Source organism: Deltaproteobacteria bacterium, assembly GCA_016178705.1.
GTDB lineage: Bacteria > Desulfobacterota > Binatia > HRBIN30 > JACQVA1 > JACOST01.
Map to the genome: position 1 here is coordinate 62,789 of JACOST010000011.1, position 12,027 is coordinate 74,815.

Sequence of the window (12,027 nt, forward strand, 5' to 3'; positions counted from 1 at the left end):
TCTCTTAGCGAGCGGCGCGCCGCCCACCGGACGCGTGAGTCATCGGCGCAGCCGGTGGCTGCTGAATACTCACGGCCGGCGCGGCGTGGGGCGCGCTCTGCGGGCGAGCCATCGGCGGCGCAGCCTGCGGAGCGTGCGCGCGGATGCGATCCGCGCGCGACTGGAACGCGGGCGCATCCGATTGTCTTCGGGCAACTGGCGGCGCGATGGGGCGAACGTCGGGACGCGTGTTGGCACGTGGCTCGGACTGATGAACCGCTGGCTCGCTGCGCGGCGCGTCTGCGATGTGTGGCGGCAGCGCAACGTGGTGTTCGCGCAGACGCTCGACGCGGGAACGCGAGGCGCTTTGATCCGGTTGCACGGCCGGTCGCCGATCGAACGACGGCGGGGTCTCCGGTTGCGGCAACGGGTGGCGGTCCGCGCGGTTGACGAGTTCGCGGTCCGATTCGCGCAACCGATCGACGCGCGAGTGGTGGGCCGTGGCGAGCGGCGGTGGTGCAGTGTTCGGCCGAGCCGTGTGCGTGGTGTCGCTAGGCAACGGCGCGACCGCGGGTCGCTGCTCGCGTAGTCTCTCGATACGCGACCGATCCGAGCGATCCGACCGATCCGTCGGATGCACAACGAGCTGCGGCTGCGTCGCCAGCGCGGGCGACTGGTTGCGCAAGCGCTCGGCCCGACCGCGGTCGCGAGCAGCAGTCGCCGGGTTGCCGGCGGGTAGCACGGCATGCGGCGGAGTTACCGATGCATTGCTCATCACCGGCTTTACCGGCAACGCGCCGCGCACCGGTTGCAGTTGACTCGGGTTGAGTCGCTCAATGCGTGCGCGCCGGCCCGCCGGCTGCGTGAACTGATTGTGCGGCACGGCGACTACCGCGTTCGGGACATGCGAGTTCGTGTAGGTGATCCGGTTCACGTTCACGATAGTGGTGTTGTTCACTATCGTCTGATTCACCACGTGCGGGCCACACCACCCACCCCACCACGGCACACCGACGAACACCGAGGCACCCCACCACGGAATCACAGGTTCACCCCACCCAAGCGCGACCCAGCCGACGAACGGGGTGCCGACAGTGACCTGAACCCCCGGCGCGAAGAATGCCACCAACGCCGGCGCATACACCGGCGTGACGGCCACCGCGATCGGGCCCGGCGCCCACGCCCAATAGCTGTCGGCATAGACCCAGCGGCCGTAGTGATATGGCGCCCATCCCCACGGCGCGTCGTCGACCCACGTCCAACCGTAGTACGTGTCCCAGATCCAATGACCGGTGGTGTAGGGCGCCCAAGCCGTTGGTACGCTGGCGGGCACCCACACTCGGCCGTAGGTCGGCACCGTGCGCCAGTACCCGTAGCGATCGAGGTCGCGCACGCCGTACATGTCGGGCGGCACGTATCGCTCGCTCGTGGCGTTGAGCACGTCGTCCGTGCGGTCATAGTTCCACTGGTCCCAGGGATCGAGTTCCGGCGCGCGATAAGTCGCGACGCGCGTGCCGTCGCTGACATCGAGGACAGCCTCTTCGTTGGGTTCGATTTCGGTGGCGTGACCGCCGGTGGGCGTCACGGCCGTGCGACCCCCGCGTCGGGTGACGATCGTGGTCGTCTCTTTGCCGACATCAACGCGATAGTAGCCGGGTTGCTCGATGCGTAGCGCGCTGTTCGGCGTGTCGAGTTCGATGGTGTGCCCGCGCGGCAGGGTGCGGACATCGGCGGTCACGCGACCACTGACTACGGTGAGCTGAATGAAGTCGGGCTCTTGATTCGTCAATTGAATTTCAGTGTCGCCATCGGCACGCACGAAGGCGTGCGCACCGATCTGCAGCTCAAGCTTCCCGTCAGCGGTGTGGAGATAGTCGCCGGGCGCGAGCGCTATGTTGATCTGCGCCGGCGACCAGTCGGCATCGCCTTTGCGCCAGAACGACACGTCGCCGTCGACCAGACTGAGGCGCGGCGGCGTGCGCCCGTCACCCCCTGCGGTATCGCTGTCGGCGGCGCCAGCCGGATTGATCCAGAGTGCGGCAAGCACCGCCAGACCGATGGCCAGCGTCGTGGCAATGGAGCGTCGCAGTCGCGGGATGGATCGTCTCGCTGTGGTGGGAGTCATAGTTGGGCTCGCCTTTGAGGCCTTGGCTGTCCAAACGCGGGGGCACGGGGAAAGTTGCTCCGTTGGCTCGCGAACGGTGTTCGCGCTGCGGAGGGGAAGCGAGCTAGCGCGGGAAATCCAATACCCGTTTGCCCGAGTAGATCGCGAAGCGATCGTATCGAGGGCCGTCTGTGCAAGGCCAGCGATGGTCGCCGCCAACCCGCCTGGCGGCGTACATTACAGGGGTTGCATGAAGTCAGCTGTTTGAGTAATGTTCGCGTCGTGAAGCCGACGGCGAAGAGTTTCATTCTCGATCTGCTCTCGACCCTGCGTGGCGGGGCGATGCCGGTCAGCGCAGTGATCACCGCCGGCGCACACTTTGAGATCGCAGAGAACAACATTCGGGTCGCCCTCGCGCGCTTGCTGGCAGTCGGCCGCGTCGCCCGTGACGAGCGCGGGCAGTACGGCCTTGGCGCGCAGGCCGAGCCGGTGCGGCGGCACGTCACCTCGTGGCGCGCGCTCAGCGACCGCATTGCGCCATGGAGCGGCGGCTGGATCGGCGTGCATCGCTCACGCACGCGTTTGACCGCGCCGGCCTTGCGCCGGCGCGCGCGCGCGCTGCGTTACCTGGGCTTCCGCACGCTCGAACCGGGGATCGAAGTGCGGCCGGACAATCTGCGCGGCGGGGTGGCGGCGGTGCGTTCCGAGCTCCACGCGCTCGGGCTCGAGGCGGCCGCGCTGGTCTTCGAGATCCGCCAACTCGAGGTCGCGACCGAAGCGCGCGCGCGCCGTTTGTGGGACACCGCGGCGCTGCGGCTGGCCTATCGCCGCACCATCGCCGAGCTGGCGCAGAGTGAGAAGCGCATGGCGCGGTTCTCCGAGCGGGACGCGATGGTCGAATCGTTTCGCTTGGGCGGCCATGCGATTCGCCAACTCGCGCTCGATCCCCTGCTGCCCGAACCACTAGTGCCGGCAAAAGAGCGCGAAGCGTTGGTCGCCGCGATGCGGCGCTACGATCGCCTCGGGCGCGCGTGCTGGGCGCGCTTCATGCGTGACGCCGGCGCGCCGCACCTGCACGCGCCCGCCGACACGCGGATGGCGCACGGCCTGCAACATCTGCGCGCCGCGATTATGTGAGGCGAGATCATGCGAGGCGAGATCATGTGAGGAATGTTATGACGACTGCCACCGCAACCACGACATCCAACTGGCTCGACGCCTTCTCGCGCGCCGAGATCGATCAACTGCTCGAGCGCAACGCGCTGCGGACTTGGTTCTCGATCGCCACCAACTGGGGGCTGGTGTTTGCCGCGTTCGCCTTGATCGCCTGGCGGGCGAACCCGCTCACCATCGTCGTCGCCTTGTTCATCCTCGGTGCGCGTCAGCTCGGCATGGCGATCATGATGCACGAAGCGGCCCATCGCATTCTGTTCGACAACCGCCGCTTGAACGATTGGGTCGGCAACTGGCTGTGTGCGTTTCCGGTCTGGGGTGACCTGCGGCCGTACCGCGCCTATCACCTGCAACACCATGCAAAGACGGGCACTGCGGAAGATCCTGATCTCGGCCTCGCGGCGCCGTTCCCGGTAACGCGCGCGAGCCTGCGGCGCAAAATCTGGCGCGATCTCTCGGGGCAAACCGGCCGCAAGCGCGCCAAGGCGACGTTCAAGCGTGACCTCGGCATGTCGCGCGGCCGCGTGGCGCGCAAAGACGGCGCCGGGGTCTCCGCGTTGTACGGTGTGATCATCACCAACGTGACCCTGCTCGCGCTCCTCACACTGGTTGGGCATCCGTTGCTGTACGCGTTGTGGCCGCTGGCGTGGCTGACGACCTACAGCTTGGCGATGCGCATCCGTTCGATCGCCGAACACGGTATGGTACCGGACAACTCGGACGAACTGCGCAACACGCGCACGACGCTGGCGAACTGGTTCGAGCGTTTGTTCGTCGCACCGAACCGCGTCAACTATCACCTTGAGCATCACCTCCTGATGACCGTGCCGCTGCACAATCTCCCGCGCTTCCACCGCCTGCTGCGCGAGCGGGGAATCCTCGATCGCGCGTGCGTTACGCGTGGCTATGTCGACGTGCTGCGATTGGCGTCGTCGCGCCCCGAGGGGTCTACCGCGCCACTGCACGATGTGTCGGTAACAGAACGGCCGCCGTTCTAAGAGTGTCTAGTTCTTCATCCTCAAAATTCGTCGCAGCGCAGCGCGCGTCGCATCGTCGCCGATGGTGAACGCGCCGGTCGCAACCAGAACCGCGAACGCGATCGCTCCGAGTGCGAGGCTAGCGAGAGCTCCGGTGGTCGCACTAAGTACGGCGAAACGAGTCACTGCGGCTGCAATTGCGGCGATGCCGCTCGCGCGGACCAGCGTCGCCGTTAGCTGCGTGAGATTCGGCGCGCCGTGCAGCCAACGCGCCAGCAGCAACGTGCCGAGGGCATTCAGGCTCATGCCGATCGCGCCGGCGGCAGCGAGGCCGCTCACGCCGAATCGATTGCCGAGCAGCCAATAGAGCGGGATCGCGGCGAGGGCGACCGCCGTGCCGAGCACCATCGGTCGCCAGGTGTCGCCGCGCGCGTAGAACGCCCGCGCCGCGATCTGCTGGGTAATCCACGCCGGCACCGCGAGCGCCAGCAGCGAGAGAATTGCCGCGACCCGGGTCGTATCCTCTGTCGTGAAGCGGCCGTGTTGGTAGATCACCTGCACCAGCGGCTGCGCCAGCGCGAAGAATCCGCCCGCCGCAAACACCGCGAGCACAAGCCCGGTTTGCAGCGTGCGCTCGACCACGCGGTTGAGGTCGTCGCTACGGTGCTCGGCGAATAGACGCGCCAAAGTTGGCAGTGCAGCGGCGGCGATGGCTTGGCCGACGACGGCGACGGGCACCTGCATCAGCCGTCGCGCATAGGCGAGATGCGCGACGCTGCCGGCACCGAGCAACGCCCCGAACCAGCGCTCGTACCATTCATCGACCGTCAGCAATGTTTGGCCGAGCATCAAGGGTGCGGCGACGGCGAGGTAGGCGAGAAAGGCGCGATCGAATGGCGCCACTCGCAATCGCACGCGGACGCGGCCGCGGGCGTCGAGCAGCGGCGCGAGCAACGGACCGAGCACCGCGCCCGCCAGCGCGCCCCACGCGAACCCTTCGACACCGATGCCCGTGCGCGGGGCAAGCAGCAGGCCACCGGCGATGATGCCTCCATTGTAGAGCAGCGGTGCCGCCGCCGACGCACGAAAGCGCCGGCGCGCCAGGAGCGTGGCGTTGATGATACCGCCGGCGATGAAGCAGATCTGCGCCGGCAAGACGATGCGCGTCAAATGGACTGTCAGCGCCTGCGTTGCCGGATCGAAGCGTGGAAACTGCAGTGCGACCAACGGCTCGGCCCACCACCACAACGCCGCGGTGGCGACCGCGGCGAGCAACCCGAGCGTACCCAGCACCGTGGAGAACAACTGCTCGGCGCGCGCGTCGTCGCCGCGCGCGAGATGGCGCGTGTAGAGCGGCAGGAATGCGATCGACAGCGCGCCGCCCGCGAGCAAGTAATTCAGCAGATCGGGAATCTGAAACGCGGCGTAGTACGCATCGGTCGCCGCTCCCGCTCCGACTCGGTACGCCAGCAATACTTCGCGCCCGTAGCCGAGCACGCGCGAGAGCAGCACGCTGGCGGCGAGCAGCAGCGCCGCCGCGCCAAAGCGTGTTCCCTCCGTTGTCGGTATTGCCTCGTCGTCCACCAAAGCCATCCCTCTCCGAGTCCTCGCTTTGCACAAGCCGGCCCTCGATACGATCGCTTCGCGATCTACTCGGGCAAACGGGTATGGAAGCTGAGAAACAAAACCGCTTGCGCGAGTAGCGGCCCCGAGTAGAAGCCGAAGGCTTCGTACCGAGGGGTCGCGTATCGAGGGGCCGCATCTTGCACAAAGTCGGTAGTTCCCCTCGTCTCGGCGCGTGCATTATGCACGATCGCCGCGCCGGAACAGAATGCCGCGGGCACCCGCGCCGTTTGACGCGAGCGTGTCAGAAAGAGCATGGAGGGAACCATGAAGCGACTGGCAAAGACTCTCGGCGTCGTGATCGTGCTGCTTGCGCTGGCTGCGCTGGTGATTCGAATCGAATTCGGCGGTGGCAAACGGCTGCAAAATCTCACCACTGCGCCGCTGCTGCCCGCTGCCGCGCTCGAAGTGGTCGCCAATCTCGACTATCCGCCGGGCAACCTCGCGGTGTCGCCGAGCGGGCGCGTGTTCTTCACGCTCCATCCCGACGGCCATCCGCCCGCCAAGGTGCTCGAGCTGGTTGATGGCAAACCGGTGCCGTATCCGAACGAAGCGTTTCAGCATCCAGAGAAGGATAAGCCGTACTTCGAGACCGTGCTGTCGTTGCGGATCGATCGGCAGAATCGCTTGTGGACGCTCGACCACGCCGACTACGCCCAAGGTCAGCCCCGCCTGCTCGCCTTCGATCTCACTACCAATCAGGTCGTGCATCAGTACGACTTCCCGTCCGATGTTGCCGGCTTCCTCTCGATGCTGAACGACCTCCAAATCGATCCGGCGGGCGAAAAGATCTACATCGCCGAGGCCAGTCCGATTAAGCAGACCCCGGCGATCATCGTCTACGACATCGCCAAGCGGACGAGTCGCCGTGTGCTCGACGGACATCCGTCGGTGCAAGCGGGCGACTTCATCATCCAGGCGCCCGGCCGCGACATGATCATCTACGGCATCTATCGCCTGAAGATCGGGATCGATTCGATCGCGCTCGATCGCCGCGGCGAGTGGCTGTACTGGGGCTCGGTGAACGGTGACCGCCTGTACCGCATGGCGACCACGCATCTCAACGACACCTCGCTCAGTCCCGTTGTGCTGGCCGCGCGGGTGCAAGAGTACGCACACAAGACGCTGAGCGACGGACTCACGATGGACGAGCTCGATAACATCTATCTCAGCGACATGGAGCACTCGGCGATCCTGACCCTCGCACCCGACGGGACGTTGAAGACGTTGCTCAAGGATCCACGTTTGCGCTGGCCCGATGGATTCAGCTTCGGTCCCGACGGCTGGCTCTACGTGAGCTGCAGCTCACTGCAACACGTGCTCTTCATTAGCACGGCACACATGCGCGCGAACGCACCGTATCAGATATTTCGCTTCAAGCCCGGGCCGCTCGGGGTCGCCGGACAGTAACCTCACCGCGTTCAATAGAAGAACTGGAAGGAGCCGGTGCAGTCGCCATGGCTGGCGCGGCTGGCCTTGAACTTGTCACGCATGGACTCGGCATCTTCAAGCGACTTGTACCCGGCACGCACATCGACAGTCATGCGTTGACACGCCTCACGCCGGAGCGCAAAGGCGTCCTGAGCGCGCTGCTTGATGCGGTCGACCTCGTCGCGCTCTTCCGCCGGCGCCGGGCCCGAGCGCGCAGCCCCAGGATCGGGGAAGAAGTTGGCCGTTACGACATTCGAGAAGTACCAACAGTTCGGTGCGACCTTTCCGTCGCGCCCGGCGTTGAGCAACTCGCCGGTCTGGCCATCAACTTCGGGATAGTTGTTGCAGGAGATCTCCACGTACGCGTATTGCGCGGCGTTGGCAGTAGCGGCGGTGCAGGCGGCAGCGACGATCCAACCGACAAGACTACGGATGCACAGCTTCATATATCCCCCTGCTTCGACGACGGCAGCGATAGCTGGGTGACTTCGCGCTCGTCAAGCGGCGCGTGCGAACGCGTCGCGCACAATCGTGGCGAGGCCCTTGCGCTCGCGTTGTCACGCCGTATGCTCAGCTATCGTGACTGAGCCGACCTATCCCGGCGCCGTCGCGCCCGAGCGCACGGGCACGTTTGCCTCGCTCGGCGTGCAATTGCGCGCGCTCGAATGGGGCGATCCCCGTGCGACGCCGATCGTGCTGGCGCACGGCATGTGGGATCACGCGCACAGCTTCTCGGTGCTCGGTCCATTGCTTGCCGCGCGCTTTCGCGTGATCGCCCTCGACGCTCGTGGCCACGGCGATTCGACCTGGGCGAGTGCGTACACGTGGCCCACCGATGTGCTCGACATCGTCAACGTGATGCGCGCGCTCGATCAACCGGTGCACCTCGTCGGCCACAGCAAAGGTGGCGGGCAGGTGACCGATGCGGCCTGCGTCGCGCCCGAGTTGGTTCGCAAAGTGGTCAACATCGACGGCTTCGGTCCGCCGTCTCTGCCAACCGGCGACGATCCGGTCCCACACATGGTCCAGTTTCTCGACGCGCGTCGTCGCGTCGCCGGGCGCAGTACGTGGCGACCGTACGCAAGTCTCGACGATCTCGTCGAACGTCGCCGGGCGCAAAATCCCCGGCTGACGCGCGAGTGGCTGCGTTACTTTCTCTTCTTTGGCGCGAGCGAATCGCCCGATGGCTGGCGATGGAAACACGATCCGCAGATGGGCCATGGATTCGGTCCGTGGCGACCCGAATGGATCGGCCCGAGTTACGCTGCACTGCAAGCGCCGATGCTCGCCATCGTCGGCTCCGAGAACGATACATGGGGCCCCCTGCCGGAACCGCTTCTCAGCGAGCGGTTGTCACACGTCAAGCGGCTGGAACGTCGCGTGGTGGCTGGGGCCGGACATTTCGTCCACATCGAGAAGCCGCGCGAGACCGCCGCGCTGATCCGTGAGTTCTTGGAGTCGTGATGCGCGTCACCCACGGGCGCGTCACGCTCGAACTGCACGAAGTCACGCAGCGCGACGGCCCAGCGCTGTTGCTGTTGCACGCGCTGTACGAATCGAGTGCGAGCTGGGGCGAAGCACCGGCCGCGTGGCCGGGGCGCGTCTACGCGCTCGACTTCAGTGGGCACGGCCGTTCCGATTGGCTCGTCGGCGGTGGTTACTATCCGGAGATGTTGGTGGCTGACGCTGACGCGGCACTTGCGCACATCGGCGGCGCCGCGCTCGCCGGTGCGGGCATCGGCGCCTACGTTGCGACGTTGCTCGCCGGTTCCCGATCCGCGTTAGTGCCAGCGGCGTTGCTGTTGCCAGGCGCCGGACTCGCGGGCGGCGGCGCACAACCCGACTTCAATCAACCGCGTCAGCCGCTGAGTCCGCCGCCGCACCAAGGCTGCGATCCGATGGTCCACGTGTTGGATCGCGACGCGCGTCCGCCCGACTACGTCGAGCCGTTCGCGCGCGCCGCGAAGCGGCTGCTGCTGATCGAAGACGGCGCGGCGCGCCCGCCGTGGTGGGAGGCCGCGCGCGGCGTCACACGTGCGGAGGTCGCGCCCGCCGAATTGTCCGTCGCGTTGGCGCGCCTCGCGGCCGCGTGAGCCGCGCGGTGTGGCGGTGCGCGCTGGTTCGGCGCGCCGCAGTTTGAACCGAACCTTGCGCGCGCCGGAATCGTCATTGCGAGAAGCGTCGCGACGAAGCAACCTAGCCCCGTTGTGACAATAGATCGGTGGGCGAATCTGGGAGGGCGAGCCTTCCGGCGAGCCGCCGGTGCGGCGATGGTGCGGCGGCTCGGCGGGAGCCTCGCCCTCCCATTGTGCTTGTGTCGCCGTCTATCAATGACCGGTTCAGTACCTTGCCCTTCGCGGCGCGCGCGTCTACACAGCGCCGATGCGCCCCAAGAGTCCGAGGGTCATCACCGATGCCGAGGCGGCGCACGTCGCGCGGCGGTTTCCGTCGTACCGCGACCTCGTTGATGATGCGCTCTTCCATCCGGCGTGGGGCTACTACAGCACCGGCCAAGTGCGCTTCGGCGAAGGCGGACACTTCGATACGTTCCCGATCGCGCTGGCTCCGCTGTTCGGACAGATGGTGTCCGCATACGCCTTCCGTCGCTGGCGCGCGCTGGGTGAACCGGCGGCGTTCGAGATCTGCGAGCTGGGCGCGGGCAACGGGCAACTGTGCCTCGACGTGCTGGTGGCCGCCAACGAGCGCGCGGTGCGGCGCGGTGATGCCTGGCTCCGCTTCGCCGAGGCGCTGCGCTATCGCATCATCGAGCGGAGCCCGGCGCTGATCGCGCGCCAGCGGCAACAGCTCGGACCGCTCGCCGCACGCGTGACCTGGACGCGTGGCGATCTCACCAAGCGCGCCGCTCGCGGCGCGCCGTTTGCCTCGCACGGAGTGGTCTTCGCCAACGAAGTCCTCGATTGTCTCGCGCACCACAAGGTCGTTCCGGGTGCGAATGGCCAGCCGGGGGTGGTCTTCGTTGTGCCGCAACTGCGCGGGCGGGCGATTCCGCACGCCGACCTTGCCGCGGTGCTCAGCGACGACCGCCGCCGCCGACACGTGACGTATGAAGAAGTGATCGTGCCGGTGGAGCGAGTACCCGGGCTGCGGCCGTTCCTCCGCCGTCACTATCCGGAGTTCTTTGCTCCCGGAAAATTCGCGCCGTACTTCGCGTGTCCGGCCATCGAGCCGCTGCTGCGCAACACCGCGCGCCTCTACGACACCGCCGATGCGCTCTGGATCGACTATGGGCATCTGCGCGCGTTTCATCTCACCACCGCCGAACGGCAGCGAGTGTTCGCTGGGCCGCCGCGCTCGGGGGCAACGATCTATCGCGATCCGGGCCACGACGACATCACCTTCATGGTCGACTTTTCCGTCGTTGGCACTGCCGCCGAGCAGGCGGGTCTGGCAGTGGAATTCTACGGTGGACAAGGCGAGCTGGCCCGCCGCAGCGGCGTGCGGCTCGACGCGCGTGCGCGCGAGCTGATTGTTCGCTACCGCACGCTGGGCTGGATGTTGGCGGTGATCGGCGTCGGACCAGAGCGTGCGTGGCAGCACACCGGCCTCACGTGGAATAAGGCGGCCGGGCGTGGTGGGCGGGTGCGCGACGACGTGCGCCGCGGCATCGAGGAGTTCCTCGGCCGGCGCCGGACGACGTTCAAACTGATGATCTTGCGCCGCGCCGCCGCAGCAGGATGAAGTGCTACGCCACTGCGGAGTGAGCGGACACTACACGGTAGGCGCGTAGCCTTCGAGTCGGCACACGTCGAGGTTGGTATTGATCGCGTGGAGCAACTCGAGCGCGCTCGTACGCACGCGCTGCAAGACGTTGGTTTGCTCCGCCGACAGCGGACCGAACTCGTGATCGAGCATGAGATCGTTGTAGCCGATGATGGCGGTGAGCGGCGTGCGCAGTTCGTGCGAGGTGGTGGTCGCAAACTCCAAGCCCGCCCGCTGGGTCTGATGGAGTTCCGCCATCAGGCGCGCGTTCTCGCGCGCGAGCGACGCCGGCTCGAAGGTGCGCAGTGCCGTCGCCGTTTCGGCGGTCAGGCAGCTCGGATCGAGGGTGCGATTCACCAGCTCTAGCAGTTCGCGTGAACCTTGATCGATGCGCCGAAGGGTATCGACCTGGGCCGACGCGAGAGTCCCAAAGGCGCCATCGAGGAGCAGATCGTTGTAGCCAATGATCACGTTGAGCGGCGTCCGCAGTTCGTACGACAGATTCGCAAGCAGGTCATACTTGCGCTGATTGCCGCGTTCGAGCTCCGCCACCAAGCGAGCATTCTCCAGCGCGATGGCCGGCAGGCGGATGACAAACCAAGCGCCGGCGTCGTGGCTCGTGTCGAGCACCAGCTCGCCACCGTGTGCCGCGACGATGGCCTGCGACGCAGCGATCCCCGGACCATTTTGCGCGAGCGCTTCCTCGCTGCCCAAGCGCGGGCCATTGTCACCGATGGTGAGTTCGATCCAATCGCCGTCGGCACTGGTGCGGCAGACGATGAGGTCGCCGTCGCGCGTGTGCTTCACCGCGGTGCGCAGCAGGTTGGCGAGCCCGCGCTCCAATTGCGGTGCGTCGATCCATGTTAGCGGTAACGTCGGATCGAGATCGAGTCCCGAGCCGAGGCGCTTGAGCGTGAACGCCGGCTGATAGAGTTCAATCAGATCCAGCACCACACGATTGAGCGAGGTGAACTGGGGCAGGACACGAACAGCCGACGCGACATTCTCCATAGGTTCCGC

At 66.5% G+C, this 12,027-nt stretch carries 10 protein-coding genes; 6 read left to right on the top strand and 4 right to left on the bottom strand.

Translation table 11 applies throughout. From position 1 onward, the window contains the following. Nucleotides 1–4: 4 nt before the first annotated feature. Nucleotides 5–2,104, bottom strand: coding sequence for a hypothetical protein (locus HYR72_06100; protein ID MBI1814530.1), 2,100 nt, complete (start codon nucleotides 2,102–2,104; stop codon nucleotides 5–7). A gap of 261 nt (nucleotides 2,105–2,365) precedes the next feature. On the opposite strand from HYR72_06100, the gene HYR72_06105 reads away from it, so the two are divergent. After that, nucleotides 2,366–3,220, top strand: a complete 855-nt coding sequence (locus HYR72_06105; GenBank protein MBI1814531.1) for a PaaX family transcriptional regulator — start codon at nucleotides 2,366–2,368, stop codon at nucleotides 3,218–3,220. 38 nt (nucleotides 3,221–3,258) lie between these two features. Then, entirely contained in the window at nucleotides 3,259–4,254 is a 996-nt protein-coding gene (locus tag HYR72_06110; GenBank protein MBI1814532.1) for a fatty acid desaturase family protein, read from the top strand. Nucleotides 4,255–4,260: 6 nt separating this feature from the next. On the opposite strand, the gene murJ is transcribed toward HYR72_06110, so the two are convergent. Continuing rightward, entirely contained in the window at nucleotides 4,261–5,817 is a 1,557-nt protein-coding gene (gene murJ / locus HYR72_06115) for a murein biosynthesis integral membrane protein MurJ (protein MBI1814533.1), read from the bottom strand. Between the two features lie 306 nt (nucleotides 5,818–6,123). On the opposite strand from murJ, the gene HYR72_06120 reads away from it, so the two are divergent. Continuing rightward, nucleotides 6,124–7,266: a hypothetical protein gene (locus HYR72_06120; protein MBI1814534.1), complete on the top strand. Its 1,143-nt coding sequence runs from the start codon at nucleotides 6,124–6,126 to the stop codon at nucleotides 7,264–7,266. Between the two features lie 11 nt (nucleotides 7,267–7,277). Here the strand turns inward: HYR72_06120 and HYR72_06125 are convergent, their stop codons facing one another. Further along, nucleotides 7,278–7,733 carry a hypothetical protein gene (locus HYR72_06125; GenBank protein ID MBI1814535.1) on the bottom strand — a complete coding sequence of 152 codons (456 nt, stop codon included), beginning with the start codon at nucleotides 7,731–7,733 and terminating at the stop codon, nucleotides 7,278–7,280. Nucleotides 7,734–7,866: 133 nt separating this feature from the next. Between HYR72_06125 and HYR72_06130 the strand changes: the two genes are divergently transcribed. The 3 genes from HYR72_06130 to HYR72_06140 all read left to right on the top strand — a co-directional run bounded on the left by HYR72_06130 (nucleotide 7,867) and on the right by HYR72_06140 (nucleotide 10,986). Then, entirely contained in the window at nucleotides 7,867–8,751 is an 885-nt protein-coding gene (locus HYR72_06130) for an alpha/beta hydrolase (GenBank protein MBI1814536.1), read from the top strand. Beyond that, complete coding sequence (locus HYR72_06135; protein ID MBI1814537.1) at nucleotides 8,751–9,380, top strand: alpha/beta hydrolase; 630 nt, start codon at nucleotides 8,751–8,753, stop codon at nucleotides 9,378–9,380. The genes HYR72_06130 and HYR72_06135 overlap by 1 nt, the downstream gene beginning before the upstream one ends. A 289-nt stretch (nucleotides 9,381–9,669) precedes the next feature. Next, the gene (locus tag HYR72_06140; GenBank protein MBI1814538.1) at nucleotides 9,670–10,986 is read left to right on the top strand and encodes an SAM-dependent methyltransferase; all 1,317 of its coding nucleotides are present in this window, start codon (nucleotides 9,670–9,672) and stop codon (nucleotides 10,984–10,986) included. A gap of 30 nt (nucleotides 10,987–11,016) precedes the next feature. Here HYR72_06140 and HYR72_06145 read toward each other — a convergent pair whose 3' ends face one another. After that, nucleotides 11,017–12,018, bottom strand: coding sequence for a hypothetical protein (locus HYR72_06145; GenBank protein ID MBI1814539.1), 1,002 nt, complete (start codon nucleotides 12,016–12,018; stop codon nucleotides 11,017–11,019). Nucleotides 12,019–12,027: the final 9 nt, after the last annotated feature.